Genomic DNA, 13391 nt, shown 5'->3' on the forward strand with positions numbered 1-13391 from the left:
GGTTTGTTGCCAATCGATACTTCCTATTTTGTCTAGTTTTACCACCCAAAAATCAGTTCCATTTTGATTGGTTTTGGATTTGGAATTGGTAGCTCCAGAATTAGAATTTCCACCCACGATAAAACCTCCATCTTTGGTTTGTAATAAGGTAAATAAGTTATCGTCTTTATCACCTCCTAAAGTGCGTTGCCATTCGATAGTTCCTGTTTCATCAAGTTTAACTATCCAATAATCACCTAAACCGTAATTCGCTTCGGTTTTATCTCCAGAAACAGGCGAATTAGAATAACCACCCAAAATATAACCTCCATCTTGGGTTTGAGAAACACTTTTTAATTCGTCTACATATTGTCCGCCAATGGTTTTTTGCCATTGCATACTCCCATCAGCTTTGAGTTTTACAATCCAAAAATCTAAATTCCCTCTAGAATCTTCGTTTTTAGTATACTTATCATTTTCAGCGTTCTCAGATGTATTTGATCTTGATGTTCCCCCTAAAATGTAGCCACCGTCTTTGGTTTGAGCAATACTTAGTAGTTTTTCCATACTGCTACCGCCCATGGTTTTTTGCCAGATTTCCTGACCTTTGGCATTGAGTTTAATCACCCAAAAGTCTTCCTGACCTTTGCTGTCTTCTAGTTTATCAATCCCTTTATTAGAAGCAGAAGTACCGCCTAATATAAAACCACCATCACTGGTAATGGCAATACTTTGCAACAAATCGACTTGGTTGCCACCAAAGCTCTTTTGCCAGTCTAGGTTTCCTTTTTCGTCCATTTTCCAAAGCCAATAATCTAAATCACCTTTGTTGTGGTCTTCTTTATTGCCGTTTTTACCAGAAATAGAGCTTCCTGCCAGAATAAATCCATAATCTGGGGTAGGAATCGCATCATACAAAAATTCGGCATGTTTGCCTCCGTAGGATTTTTCCCAAAGAATGTCTTGGGCATAGGAAGCACAGGTTGCCAAGAGAAAGGCAAACCCATAGAATGAGGATTTTTTTATCATAAGAATAGCATATAATTTTTACTCGAGAACAAATTTAGGTCTAATTACCTACGCTGGTCAATACGTATAAATACGTATTTTTCAGCCTTTTTACTACGTATAAATACGTAGCTGTGGATTTTATACTACTAATAGAGTATAAAAAACGATAAAAGGTTGGTTAAAAGACTTTTATTTTTTCTACGACAAAAATAATCTGCTCATTTTTGAAAAAATAGGATTATTTTAAGTTTAACTTTAGTTATAGGAAAACTATAGTTTTTGTTAAAATTTTAGTTTCTGACTTCTTCTAAATTATCAAGAAAAAAATAAACTATATTTGTGTAATAATTCAATCCTAAACGGTATATAAAATAGTATACGATTTAGTATACGTTTTTTATAATTTCATATAAAAAACTGCGAAAATTAATGATTTTGGGTAATTCATAACCCTGAGGTCACGGGTTCAACTCCCGTCTTCGCTACGGAAATTAAATACTTAAAAACATTAGATTTTATGCGGCTTTGAAGAAATTTGAAACCGCTTTTTTTATGTCTTTAACTAAGCTAATTTTAACAAATGCATACGAAAACGCATACGGTTTGAAGTCATTTAGTAAACCAAAAATATACGATGCAAAAGGCGATTTATCGAAACGCTGGTATGTTTACTATTCTTTCAGAAACCCTACTACAGGTAAACTAGAAAGACAGACTCCTATTTATGCTGGAATAAATAATCACAAAACCGTTTCTGAGCGAAGAGAAGCTGCAAAAAATCTTTGTTGGGCCATTGAGAACCTTTTAAAAAACGGATTAGAGAGTTTGCTATGCCTACTCTTTTGGGTTGTGTTTATATAGCATTAAATCAATATTGTTAAGCTTTTAGCTTGCTTCATTTTTATTTCTATTCTTAAAACAGCCCTTATACTTGTAATTAACGATTACGATTTCAAACATTTTTTAACCATTTAACCGCGCCTATAAGGGCTTTTATTTTATGAAAAATCAGTATTCATTCCTTTTTGATTGTGAAAACATCTACAACAAAATCACGTTTTATCTTAAAATTTCAACCTCATATACTGAGGAAAACAACACATTATCTTACGATGATTTAATAACTTTTAATGATTTATTAAATTCACTTAGGACGGAACTTCATATGCAAATAGCTGAGCATATGGAAGTATATCAAAATCCAATTGACTTATATATTTGCCAAGCGATTGTTGATGGATATACTGCAAGTTTTGTAAACTTAATAAACTTGGAGATTCTTCCATCTTCTTGATGATATGAATATGTGTTACTAAATAATTTCGCAAATACATTTCAAAATTGCATTCATTAACAACATTAATGATTTGCTTGTATGACAATTGAAGTTTTTTGAATTGATTTAAAAAGATTGAAATTATAATCTCATTCTCAAAATCATTTCTTAAAATGCTTTTTTTATTAAGCATTTTATATCTTTTTGAAACATTTATCATTTTATTTAGTTTTTAAAAAACACAACCCAGCGTTACATTGCTTGTCGTTAATTCAATACAAAAGAATAATCGATTCTTACAAAACAGGTAACGCAGTTTAACTCTATTAAAAGAGTGTGCTTAGCATGCTCTTTTTTTATGGGTTGTGTTTATCATTTATATTATTTATTTCTACTTCTTCCTCGTTTGGCACAGTTTTAGTTTTGGTTCTTGGATAAATAATTTTATCTATTGCATGAGTACTTAAGCCAAACTCCGTAGCAGTTACTGAAAGAGCCTTATTCCCTCTTCCAGTAATTTTTTTTACTTCCTCATATCGAGATTTTATTTTCTCGTTCCTCATCTTTTGATATTCTGCTACAGTCATTATTTTTTCGTATTTTGATACGACAATATTACGTATATTTTTTGATGTATCGCATTTTTTACGATTAAAATATCAAAAAAAAATACGTCAATATTTTTAAGTAATTGAAAATCAGAATTTTAAAAATCGTATTTTTTACATGAAAAATTATATTTCTGAAAATATTTCTTATTTAGTTGCTAAAATGAGAGGTTCTCAAGACGAATTAGGCTCAATATTCGACTTAAAAAGAGGCACGATTAATACTTATATTTCCAAGAAGGCACAACCTAAAATTGAAACCATCCAAAAAATATGTGATTACTTTGATATCACAATTGATGCTTTTATAAATACTTCACTGGAAGAAACTAATGGTGGTAAAAACGTAAAAAACGCTACGTTAAACGCTGCTGCTGGTAACAATGAAAACTTTGCAAAAGAATTACAACTTAGAGACGATTTAATTGCTTTTTACAAAGAGAAAGTAGAACGTTTAGAGAAAAGTAATTCAGAAAATAGTAACGAAGAAATGTTGTTTAAAATGGTAAAAGAAATACACCATATTACGCTAAGAAACGACATTAAGCAATCGATAGACGATTCTAAAAAAGACTTACCAGAGAAATCTATTTGAGTTTTAATAAAAAGGGCTGTTTTACCAATTTTTACGTATAAATACGTAAAAAAAAACAGGTAAAAATACGTATTTATACGTATTGCATGGTTAAATAAAATAGGCTAGATTTGAAAGGAAGTAAAAAAGAAAGAGGACTTATTTATCAGACCTATCTAACTGATTGTAGTTGTATTGGTCTGACATAATCAGACCTATAAACGAGTTGTGCACAAGCTTAAAAAAAAAAGTAACTTAATTTATCAAATGGAAATATTCTTATCAATTATTGGGGGTTTTATACTCGGTTACTTTACTTCATATTTTAATGAAAAAGGTAAAAATAAAGCAGCAATTGAAGACACAGAGGAAATAACTGAAAAAAGAGAAAAGGTAACATCTAAACACAATTTAGACAACACTAAGCGAAAAATTCAATACGAGACTAAAAGTAACGCGTATATGAAATATTTCAATTTACTTGATGAATTATCTCAAAATGGGAATGCTGAAGCTCAAGAGGAATTCCTACCAGCATTAGCAAAGTTTAATTCTGATTACATTCCAAATGCAAATGATGTAGAAAAAGCTTCAAAAGCAGCATCAGAGTTTTCAAATTCAATGCAAAAGTTAATGTTTAAATCTCAAGAAAAATATATAAAATTCAAAAACGAAACAAATGCATTAAAAATAATAGCAGGAGAAGAAGTTTTAAAATTAATGACCGAAATAGACGAAGTTTCACAACTTTCTTTTGATGTTTCTACTAAAATGATGAAAGATTTAGCAGAGTCAATTATTTCACAAAATCTCGATAAATTAGATTCTCAAAAAATCACTCTTGAAAATCTCGCAACCCAGACTAATCAATTGAAAGAAAAACTTACTTTGGAAATTAGAAAAGAACTTTCTGAAATATAAAAGCCAGTGCACAACAAGCGTTTGGCACGATTGCGAATTTTGTAGTAAATTCACGTTTACATTTCGCAAGAAATTTTATCTTTAATTGAAAATAATCGGTTCCGAAGCTCGCAACCTCGCCAAGCGCTGGAACGTTAGGCTCAATTTAACTAAAAACCGACGAAAAAAAGAATGAATAAAGCTAATATAAATCCATATAAATTGTCTGATGAGAAAGAAGCAAAATTGTGGAAAGAAGCAATTTTTGTATTTGATTCCTCAGCAATATTAGATTTCTATTTTTTACCTAAATCAACACGTGAAAAAATCTATTCTGAAGTTTTTCAAAAATTGAATAACAGACTTTGGATGCCATTTCAAGTTGAATATGAATATCTTAAAAACAGAGAAGCAATAATTAAAAAGCCAATTAAAGAAAAATACGAACCATTAAAATCTAAAATCAAGAAATTCAAAGAAGTCTTTTCAAACGATATTGGTAAACGATTAGAAGAAGTAGCAAGAGAAACTCATAAAGATGACAAGCATCCGCATATCGACCAATCAGAAATTAATACTTTTAAAAGTGAAGTTGAAAATTTTTCAAAACAAATAAATTCGTTTCAAGAAAAAATATTGAAACAAATTGAAACTGTTGAAAAAGAAATCTCCGAATGTGAAAATAACGATGATGTTTTGAAAGCTTTAGAAGCCAATTTTAAAGTGGGCAGAGAATATAGCTTTAATGAGATAATTGAAATTTCTTTAGAAGGTAAACATAGATATGATTATAAAATTCCTCCTGGCTACGGAGATTTTTATAATAATGAAAAAAAGGGAACACAAATATTTGGCGATTTAATATTATGGAAACAAATATTAGAATTTTCTAAGTCTGAACAGTTACCAATTTTATTTATCACTAACGACATAAAAAAAGATGAAGACTGGTGTTATTTAGACAAGAAAGCAACAGAAGACAGAATACTTTCTCCTAGGGAAGAATTAATTAAAGAAATAAAGGACCATTCTTCTGTAGACTTTTGGATGTATAATTTACCACAATTTCTATTTAATGCTAATAATTTTTTAAGTGCTGAATTCAAAGAAGAAACAATCCAAAACTTATATCAATTTTTAAACGAAAAAGATAAATACAAAGATTTTTTAAAAATTAAGTGTAATAATTGCAATAAAATACATCAATTTCATAAATCTGAATTAGATTTAGATTTTGATTGTATTGGTTCATCAGAAAGAAGCATGGGTGCGGAAAATCAATACGAAGCAATTATTGATTTTGAATGTGACTGTGGTAATGACATTACAGTAACTTTTGAGTTATGGGAATATCCAGTTGGTATTCATAATTATGATTCTATTGAAGTCGAAAATGGAGAATTATTAGAATCTTTTTATTTTACAATTGACTTTTTCGAAGATGATGAATATTTCGATGATTCAATTAGATGTATGGCTTGTGATGGTGATAGAAATGGAATGGGAAATCAAGTTCATATTTATAATGAATCAGATTTAGTAAATGAGTTCGAAAAGACAAATCCAAATGCCATTTTTACAAAGGTAAATTCAGGTGAATGTGATTGGTGTGGTACACTCCATATTGAATGTGCAAAATGTAATTCAGTAAATTCCCTTTTAGAAAATCAAGAAATTGAATGCGAGGGAGGTTGTGGTTTAACATACAGTTTAGAAACTTTCACAGACCGAGGCGGAATAACTGAACGTAATTTAAAATTATTAAAAAAATAAACTGTGCCTAACAACAGTTTGGCAAAATGGCGGGTTCAGTACTAAATTGAACATTCGGTTTTCAAATGAGCATCAGCACTAAATTGAGAGTAAGTGCTTCTAAAGCTGCCACTTCGCAAAGCGGCAAAACGTTAGCAGTAAGTTTATGAGACGACGGCACATAACGACAATAATTTTGACATTACTAATTTGTTCATCTGCATTTACGAACAGACAAAAGTGGTGGACATTACAACCATAAGACTGGCGAGTATCATCATCATGGAGGTGGTGGAAGTGGACTATTTTGGGTTGTGTTAATTGGAGGTGTAATCGTATTCTTTGTGCTTAAATCGGGCGACAACAATAAAAAATAGAGATGAAGAAACTATTTACAACGGTATTGACAATGCTAACAAGTATAATTTGTTTTGCACAACGTGGCGGGACAGAAAGAAGTTATGAAGCAATTGGACTTGCAGACGGAGACGAAATTGCTGAATCTCTTAAAATTGCTATACCATTATTAATTGTAGGGTTTCTTATTGCCTACATTTTTATGTGGAGCAAAAAAGACACATCTAAGACAGACGATGCCTCTACAAATATTGGTTGCTTTGGAATAATAATTATGGCAGTCGGTGCTTTTTTCCTTCTACCTTTATTAGCGTGGGTTGAGTATATTTTTGTAAACATCATGACAATTGGTTTTGCCATAGTTGTAGTTGGTGTAATTATTTACTTCATTTATTCTGCATTGACAAAAAAGTAAAATGACAGACGGACGAATTTTGACAAAAGACCGAAGAAAACCTACTGCTAACAGCACATTTGCAATAGGCGGGGTTTCGTGCTCCGCAGACAGTTTAGTGGTTAATCAAACATTAGTTTTTCAAATCAAGTTTTGTGGTAAAAGTCCCGCCCTTCGGGTAGCTGCAAAACGTTAGCAAACATAATTTCTCAACAGAACGTAAAGAAATTTGAAAATAAATCTTTATTTTTGAATTAATAAAAATTGTATGCTATGGATATGACTGCACAAATAAAAAAGAATTTAATTTCTAGAATAAAAGATTCTGAAGATTTGAATTTTCTAAATGCGCTTCAAACAATATTTGATTCGTCAGAACAAGCTTTGTATCAAATATCTACAAACCAACAATCATCTATTGAAACGGGTAGAAATGAAATTAAAGAAGGAAAATTTCAAAACAACGAAGAAGTAATTTCAGAAATGCGAAAATGGCTGAAAAAGAAATAATTTGGTCAGAAATTGCAAAACTTCAATTTGCAAATATTTTAGAATACTACGTTGAAAGAAATGGTAGTGAAACATACAGTCTGAAACTAATAGATGAAGTAGAAGATTTATTAAATACACTTTCAAAATCAGAATTAATAGGAAGATTAACTTCCAACAAATTTACTCGTGTAATTTCTATGAAAGTCTATCTTATTTTCTATGAAATAAATGGAAATAGGATCGAAATTGTATCATTTTGGGATAACCGTCAGGAAATTGAACGTAGGAAAGTAAAATAATTACGTTTGCTAACAGCAGTAGCTGTTGCACAACCTCTCCAAAAAGCTAAATTTTCTAAATAAATAAAAATATTGACCTCATTTAAAGTGATTTAAACGAGGGTTCTTTTTTATTCCAAATGATCTTTCTTTCATAGGTTTTTAATTTCTTGGAGGAACAATCGTACCGTCTTTGGTTCTTGGTGTTCCGTCCTCGTTTAAAGATTCATCCACTGGAGAATCTTCACCGCCTTTAACTGTTTTCAATTGTTTGTTAGTTAACTTTTGAAATTGAAAAAACTCCATTTTTTTCATAATACAACTATTTTAAATTAATAATACTATAAAAGTACTTAATTCTTAAAACAAGAAACAAACAGGAACAAAGTAAAAGAATTTATTTGTTAAAATGTAAACAATGGGGGGGGAAATAAAAAAGCTGCTGGTAGAATTTTAAATGGTAGAACCTATGATGAAATGCCTGAATTGGAATTACAGAAAAGTGTTTAAATTTATTACTCTCGATAGAGTGGATTTTCAATCCATGCTTGAATTTAAGGATATTGCCAACCAAAAAAGAAAAAGTTTTTTTTGAAAGAGATTTAGAATTATACCTTCCTGTATATACTTTACCGCTCAAAATGGTTAGAAGCATAAAAAATAACCCAATTTTTATATGTATCTTAGTGCATCTCATTGCATAATTAACCTTTAAAATGCGTGTATTTAAAAATTTTACAGATTTCAATTCTTATTTTGGTACAGAAGCACCACGTAACGAGCATATAGATGTAGGAAATTATGGCAATCAATATTTAATGCAGTCTGAAGAAGTAAGTTTAGATTTCCATAGAATTTCTATTAAACAACGTCTGCACTTTCCTAAAGATCACCCTTTAAAAAAATTAAATAAGAAAAACGTTAGTGCATTGTTTTACAGCAGTCCAAAAGATAGTATTTCCTGGCATATTGAAAAACGTTTTGAAGGGTACTACATTCAGTTTTCAAAAGAAATAATTAACAATAATAAACACATTTTTAAAAAACTAATGGATTTTGGTCAACATGAACCTTTGTTTCTAGAGCAAGAAGAAGAGGAAGAAATTGAACATATCTTTAAAAAAATGCTAATCCATTATAAAACTAACCCAGAATCAAATGAAATACTTCTAGCCTATTCCTTAGTTTTATTTAACTGGGTAGAAAAACTTTACGACAAACATTTTAATCAAAAAACAAGTAATTATAATTTTATAACGGTAAAGTTTCAACAATCATTAAATAATTATTACCAAAATAAACAGACTAACCTCAAATTAATTGAAATTCCGTCAGTCAATCATTTTGCCAATGAATTAAAACTATCGGCAAATTATTTAGGTGATATCATCAAAAAACACACTGGGCAATCTGCTTTAAATCATATTCATGATTACATCATTAAAGAAGCAAAATTTAAACTTATTAAAACGAATGCAACGGTTAAAAATATTGCTTGGGATCTTGGTTTTGAATATTCGAACTATTTTACACGCTTTTTTAAAAGTAAAACAGGATTAACACCCAAACAATTTAGAAATAAGTAATATTTATCTTTTTTTGAAGTAATTTGTTTCATTAAAAAAAAGAATCCTTTTGTAAATTTAAGTTCTACTTATTTAAGTAATTTAATGTTGTATTTACACTTTGTGTAGAGTTTCTTACATTTTAAATATCAGAGCTTTAAATGAACACATTCAAAGATTTTATAACTTTTAATGAATATATTGGTTTACACAAACCATTAAATGAGGATATAGACGTGGGTATATACCCAACCGATACACTTTTAAAATCGAAAGGAATCGCTATCGATTTTTATAGAGTTTCTTTTAAAACAAATTATATTAACCCAGACCTGCCTGATTATGACCCTACAAATCCAAAGCCTATAACAGCAGTATTTTTTAATAATCCTGGAACAATATATGATTGGGATTTAGAGGATAAATTTGAAGGATATTATCTTCATATATCAAAAAAATTAATCGAAAAGCACCGCTATTTATTCCAAAGTTATTTAGAGTATGGCTATCATGAAGCCTTGTTTTTAACTAAAGAAGAAGAAACAGAGGTAATCAACATGTATCATTTTTTAATTAAAAACTATCAAAATAATTTAGAAAACTACAATGTGCTTTTAGCTTCTATTAACCTTATTTTAAATATGGTTGAATCCTATTATAAAAGACAATTTAAAACTGACACAAAAGTTTATAGCCCTATTGTTAGCCAATTTCAGCAATTATTGAAAGATTATTATAATAATTCAATAAATGGCATTCCTACGGTTCATTATTTTGCTGAAAAAATGCGTTTAACTCCAAATTACTTAGGAGATGTGATTAAAGCTTACACCCATAAATCTACAATTGAAACAATACATGAACATGTTGCAGAAAAAGCAAAATCATTACTTAAAGAAACAAATTTGAGTAGTACCGAAATTGCTTTTGAATTAGGCTTTGATTACCCAAACTACTTTGCAAAATTTTTTAAAAAACAAACACAACTAACACCTAAACAGTTCAAAATGAAGCAAAACAGTTAAAAAACAGTTAAAAAAAACAACATCTGTAAAATGTTTCCTTTTGAAAAGTAAATGGTACTAATCGATGGTAAGAATTTGAAATAATTTTGGTGTAGAAATAATTTATTAATCATAAAATTAAATATCATGTCACAACAAAAAATTTCTTACAGAAACACAAATAACGGAATTACAATGTCTGCTTATTTGGATTTACCGAATGACTTCGATCAGAACAAACAATACCCTGCAATCGTTATTACGCACCCTGGAGGTGGAGTTAAAGAACAAACTGCTGGTATTTATGGAAGAAAATTTTCAGAACACGGTTTTATTACTTTAGTTACCGATGCTTCTTACCAAGGTGAAAGTGGTGGCGAACCACGCCAATTAGAAAATCCTTATATCAGAACTGAGGATATTAGCTCTGCAGTAGATTACTTAACAACATTACCTTATGTAGATAATGAACGAATTGGAGCATGGGGAATATGTGCAGGTGGTGGTTATACTGTTAATGCTGCCATCAATGACAAACGTATCAAAGCAGTAGGAACAGTAAGTGCTGTTAATATTGGTCATATGATTAGTAAAGGTTGGTTAGGCGACCAAGATATGAAAGACGCAATGGGATCATTACAATTTGGAGCACAAGCTCGTACAATTGAAGCTAATGGTGGTGCTGTCGTTCAAATGCCAATGGCTCCATTAAATGAAGCTGACACTCCTTATACCGATTTAAAAGAAGCATGGGAATATTACCATACTGATAGAGCACAATGCTCAACTTCTCCTGGTTATGGAACTGCTAGAAGTTTAACTCAATTAGTTACTTATGACGCTTTCAACATGGCCGAAATTTATTTAACACAACCATTATTCGTTGTTGCAGGAAGTGTAGCTGAATCAAAATGGATGAGCGACGATTTAATGAATCGTGCTGCTTCAGAAAACAAACAAATGTATATCGTTGAAGGAGCAAACCACATGAAATTATATGACATCCCTCAATACTTAGATGAGGCTGTTGCTCAATTAGCACCTTTCTTTAAAGAACATCTAGGTGTTGCAGAATTAGTAGAAGCGTAATCAAAATTTCAAAAAAGCCTAAGTGAATTCTAGTTAGGCTTTTTTATCCAATAACTAAAAACATTAAAAATGGAACATCAAATAAATTTAGCTGGTATTGAAAATCAGCCAACAAGCACAGCAAGAATGTCAAAAGAAATGATGGAAAATGCTGTCGACCAAATGAACCGTATTTCAGAGGAAGATTATACTAAAATTATGGGCATGGTAAAAGTCTGCAAAAGAGAATGGAGAAGTTTATTGCATAAAACGCCAGATGATTATGGGATGAAAGGATGGGAAGATATATTTTTTCAAGCCGATGATGGTGTGCCTTTAAGTGGTTGGTATATTCCTGCTAAAGGAGGAGAAAGTGATAAACTGGTTATTTTCAATCACGCGCTACCTATGAGTAGAGCAGGTTTTCAGGGACATATGGGAGAGCCCTGGAGCGGTTTTGAACCTGTTGAAATAGACTTTGTAATACAAATGAAACACTTAACTGATGCAGGTTATAATGTTTTAGCTTATGATATTCGTAATCACGGTCAAAGTGGAACTGCAAATGACGGAATGTGTGGTATTGGTCTATTAGAATGGAGAGATTGTGTAGGTGTAAAAAAATATGTTGATGCACACCCTCGATTAGGTAAAATGAAAGTGGCACTTTATAGTCAATGTATGGGTGGATGCTCTCAATACGTTGCGATTGATAAAAGACCGGACTTATTTGAAAACGTGGTTTGTATGTGTAGCCCGTTAGTACCTTCTATGCGTTCTATTTATAATGCCTTCTCAAAATTATTGGGTGTAAATGAATACTTAGATTTATTAGATTTCGAGTTGGTTAGAGCTGGCGGATTTACGCGAGATGAAATGGATCCAAAGCTTTACACAAAAAACATCAAAATGCCTTTATTAATGTGGCAAGTTAGAGATGATGCATGGGTAGAAAATCCAGATGATGCACAAGCTACTTTTGATACGATTCCAAGTAAGGAAAAACACTTACACTGGATTGAAGGGACAACACATCGTTTCAAAGATGGGTATAACTATTTTGGAAGAACTCCAGAGAAAGTATTGGCTTTCTTGGATTCGCATATGAAATAGAAAAGTATTAATCATAAAGCCGAAGTTATGCTTCGGCTTTTTATAATATTAGAAAAAAAATGAAAAAAAGTACTCATATTAGGAGCTAGTGGAGCAATTGCACAACATACCATAGAAAAATTGCAAAAGAACGATATAGGACTATTGCCAAGGCATCAATTTTATCTTATCTTAACTGTGCCATTAGAAAATTTGGTATCTTTAAAAATAAAACAATAAATAATTAAATGAAAAAAGAACGTTTTGAAGCAATTACTGATGCCGTGATGGCTATCATTATAACCATAATGGCATTAGAAATAGAATTACCTAATTTTAATAATGAAGGAATTAATGAGTTTATTATACAAATTGGTATTTATATTATAAGTTATACTTTTATAGCAATTCTTTGGATTAATCATCACAATATTTTTAAACATGTAAAATCTGTAGATCATACAACTTTATGGCTTAATTTTTTGCTTTTATTCTCTACTTCTTTAATTCCATTAGCAACAAGAACTATTGACAAAGCTTTTTTTGATAATAAAAGCCATATCTTGTTTGCAATTGTATTAGGATCAGCAACGTTTTTTTATTTTTTATTAGACGAAATAGCTATAAAGTTATCAGGAAATAAACGCATTAACGATACTCGAAAAATGAATATTATTGCCACTGTTTTATTTGCTTTAGCAATACCTTTAAGTTATTTAAGTATTTACATCTCTTCAGCAATATTTGTTTTAGTTCCAACAGCCTATTTTTTATTACCTAGGAAACAAATACAAGCGGAATTCTAATTTATTCGTAAAATATGGAGCCAGAAAAATCAAATAAAGAATTGTTCGAAACAAAAAAAGAACCACGTAAGTCGCTGCAAACGTTTTTAAGGAACCAAAATAAAATGGTTATCAATTCTTTTAATATGATTGACAGAAAGGCCGCAATTATGATTAGAATAAACGCTACAATAATATCAATCATTATCGTTTTTTTTGAAAATGTAAAAGATATTAAAATGGGGATATATATTGG

16 protein-coding genes and 1 pseudogene are annotated in these 13391 nt (G+C 30.6%); 13 read left to right on the top strand and 4 right to left on the bottom strand.

The features are described from left to right. A pseudogene (locus CX675_RS19465) lies at positions 1-1008 on the bottom strand (T9SS C-terminal target domain-containing protein); the annotation flags it as partial. 534 nt (positions 1009-1542) lie between these two features. On the opposite strand from CX675_RS19465, the gene CX675_RS19470 reads away from it, so the two are divergent. Beyond that, on the top strand, positions 1543-1851 hold the full coding sequence (locus tag CX675_RS19470; RefSeq protein WP_130736928.1) for a hypothetical protein: 309 nt from the start codon (positions 1543-1545) through the stop codon (positions 1849-1851). Positions 1852-2138: 287 nt separating this feature from the next. Here CX675_RS19470 and CX675_RS19475 read toward each other — a convergent pair whose 3' ends face one another. Together CX675_RS19475 and CX675_RS19480 are read right to left on the bottom strand one after the other, a co-directional pair. Continuing rightward, positions 2139-2486 (bottom strand): hypothetical protein, encoded by a 348-nt coding sequence (locus CX675_RS19475; protein WP_130736929.1) that lies wholly within the window; start codon positions 2484-2486, stop codon positions 2139-2141. 136 nt (positions 2487-2622) lie between these two features. After that, positions 2623-2853, bottom strand: coding sequence for a hypothetical protein (locus tag CX675_RS19480; protein WP_130736930.1), 231 nt, complete (start codon positions 2851-2853; stop codon positions 2623-2625). Positions 2854-2992: 139 nt separating this feature from the next. Between CX675_RS19480 and CX675_RS19485 the strand changes: the two genes are divergently transcribed. The 6 genes from CX675_RS19485 (at position 2993) to CX675_RS19510 (ending at position 7642) form a co-directional block, all read left to right on the top strand. Further along, positions 2993-3469 carry a helix-turn-helix transcriptional regulator gene (locus CX675_RS19485; protein ID WP_130736931.1) on the top strand — a complete coding sequence of 159 codons (477 nt, stop codon included), beginning with the start codon at positions 2993-2995 and terminating at the stop codon, positions 3467-3469. A 246-nt stretch (positions 3470-3715) separates the two neighbouring features. Beyond that, a complete protein-coding gene (locus CX675_RS19490; RefSeq protein ID WP_130736932.1) occupies positions 3716-4369 on the top strand; it encodes a hypothetical protein in 654 nt (217 codons plus the stop codon). Positions 4370-4540: 171 nt separating this feature from the next. Continuing rightward, positions 4541-6121 (top strand): PIN-like domain-containing protein, encoded by a 1581-nt coding sequence (locus CX675_RS19495; protein WP_130736933.1) that lies wholly within the window; start codon positions 4541-4543, stop codon positions 6119-6121. 358 nt (positions 6122-6479) lie between these two features. Next, the gene (locus CX675_RS19500; protein WP_130736934.1) at positions 6480-6872 is read left to right on the top strand and encodes a hypothetical protein; all 393 of its coding nucleotides are present in this window, start codon (positions 6480-6482) and stop codon (positions 6870-6872) included. 252 nt (positions 6873-7124) lie between these two features. After that, the gene (locus tag CX675_RS19505) at positions 7125-7361 is read left to right on the top strand and encodes a hypothetical protein (protein ID WP_130736935.1); all 237 of its coding nucleotides are present in this window, start codon (positions 7125-7127) and stop codon (positions 7359-7361) included. Further along, on the top strand, positions 7343-7642 hold the full coding sequence (locus CX675_RS19510; protein WP_130736936.1) for a type II toxin-antitoxin system RelE/ParE family toxin: 300 nt from the start codon (positions 7343-7345) through the stop codon (positions 7640-7642). Before CX675_RS19505 ends, CX675_RS19510 begins: the two co-directional genes overlap by 19 nt. Positions 7643-7783: 141 nt before the next feature. Here the strand turns inward: CX675_RS19510 and CX675_RS19515 are convergent, their stop codons facing one another. After that, positions 7784-7936 carry a bacteriocin gene (locus tag CX675_RS19515; RefSeq protein WP_130736937.1) on the bottom strand — a complete coding sequence of 51 codons (153 nt, stop codon included), beginning with the start codon at positions 7934-7936 and terminating at the stop codon, positions 7784-7786. A 401-nt stretch (positions 7937-8337) separates the two neighbouring features. Between CX675_RS19515 and CX675_RS19520 the strand changes: the two genes are divergently transcribed. The 6 genes from CX675_RS19520 to CX675_RS20040 all read left to right on the top strand — a co-directional run. Then, positions 8338-9207 carry an AraC family transcriptional regulator gene (locus CX675_RS19520; protein ID WP_130736938.1) on the top strand — a complete coding sequence of 290 codons (870 nt, stop codon included), beginning with the start codon at positions 8338-8340 and terminating at the stop codon, positions 9205-9207. Positions 9208-9347: 140 nt separating this feature from the next. Then, on the top strand, positions 9348-10211 hold the full coding sequence (locus tag CX675_RS19525) for an AraC family transcriptional regulator (RefSeq protein ID WP_130736939.1): 864 nt from the start codon (positions 9348-9350) through the stop codon (positions 10209-10211). 126 nt (positions 10212-10337) lie between these two features. Further along, the gene (locus CX675_RS19530) at positions 10338-11279 is read left to right on the top strand and encodes an alpha/beta hydrolase (RefSeq protein WP_130736940.1); all 942 of its coding nucleotides are present in this window, start codon (positions 10338-10340) and stop codon (positions 11277-11279) included. 69 nt (positions 11280-11348) lie between these two features. Then, positions 11349-12371, top strand: coding sequence for a S9 family peptidase (locus tag CX675_RS19535; protein ID WP_130736941.1), 1023 nt, complete (start codon positions 11349-11351; stop codon positions 12369-12371). A 227-nt stretch (positions 12372-12598) separates the two neighbouring features. After that, positions 12599-13156 (top strand): TMEM175 family protein, encoded by a 558-nt coding sequence (locus CX675_RS19540; RefSeq protein WP_130736942.1) that lies wholly within the window; start codon positions 12599-12601, stop codon positions 13154-13156. A gap of 14 nt (positions 13157-13170) precedes the next feature. Next, positions 13171-13391, top strand: a 221-nt coding sequence (locus CX675_RS20040; protein WP_205728656.1) for a hypothetical protein, incomplete at its 3' end; no start/stop codon positions are given.

The sequence above is a fragment of the Flavobacterium sp. J27 genome (assembly GCF_004303025.1).
In the GTDB taxonomy this organism is placed as follows: domain Bacteria; phylum Bacteroidota; class Bacteroidia; order Flavobacteriales; family Flavobacteriaceae; genus Flavobacterium.

What these genes read in the sequence shown, in the direction of transcription:
- CX675_RS19475 (WP_130736929.1), bottom strand. Translation starts at nt 2,486, where the DNA reads ATGATAAATGTTTCAAAAAGATATAAAATGCTTAATAAAAAAAGCATT.
- CX675_RS19510 (WP_130736936.1), top strand. Translation starts at nt 7,343, where the DNA reads ATGGCTGAAAAAGAAATAATTTGGTCAGAAATTGCAAAACTTCAATTT.
- CX675_RS19525 (WP_130736939.1), top strand. Translation starts at nt 9,348, where the DNA reads ATGAACACATTCAAAGATTTTATAACTTTTAATGAATATATTGGTTTA.
- CX675_RS19520 (WP_130736938.1), top strand. Translation starts at nt 8,338, where the DNA reads ATGCGTGTATTTAAAAATTTTACAGATTTCAATTCTTATTTTGGTACA.
- CX675_RS19470 (WP_130736928.1), top strand. Translation starts at nt 1,543, where the DNA reads ATGTCTTTAACTAAGCTAATTTTAACAAATGCATACGAAAACGCATAC.
- CX675_RS19480 (WP_130736930.1), bottom strand. Translation starts at nt 2,853, where the DNA reads ATGACTGTAGCAGAATATCAAAAGATGAGGAACGAGAAAATAAAATCT.
- CX675_RS19505 (WP_130736935.1), top strand. Translation starts at nt 7,125, where the DNA reads ATGGATATGACTGCACAAATAAAAAAGAATTTAATTTCTAGAATAAAA.
- CX675_RS19500 (WP_130736934.1), top strand. Translation starts at nt 6,480, where the DNA reads ATGAAGAAACTATTTACAACGGTATTGACAATGCTAACAAGTATAATT.
- CX675_RS19485 (WP_130736931.1), top strand. Translation starts at nt 2,993, where the DNA reads ATGAAAAATTATATTTCTGAAAATATTTCTTATTTAGTTGCTAAAATG.
- CX675_RS19515 (WP_130736937.1), bottom strand. Translation starts at nt 7,936, where the DNA reads ATGAAAAAAATGGAGTTTTTTCAATTTCAAAAGTTAACTAACAAACAA.
- CX675_RS19530 (WP_130736940.1), top strand. Translation starts at nt 10,338, where the DNA reads ATGTCACAACAAAAAATTTCTTACAGAAACACAAATAACGGAATTACA.
- CX675_RS19490 (WP_130736932.1), top strand. Translation starts at nt 3,716, where the DNA reads ATGGAAATATTCTTATCAATTATTGGGGGTTTTATACTCGGTTACTTT.
- CX675_RS19540 (WP_130736942.1), top strand. Translation starts at nt 12,599, where the DNA reads ATGAAAAAAGAACGTTTTGAAGCAATTACTGATGCCGTGATGGCTATC.
- CX675_RS19495 (WP_130736933.1), top strand. Translation starts at nt 4,541, where the DNA reads ATGAATAAAGCTAATATAAATCCATATAAATTGTCTGATGAGAAAGAA.
- CX675_RS19535 (WP_130736941.1), top strand. Translation starts at nt 11,349, where the DNA reads ATGGAACATCAAATAAATTTAGCTGGTATTGAAAATCAGCCAACAAGC.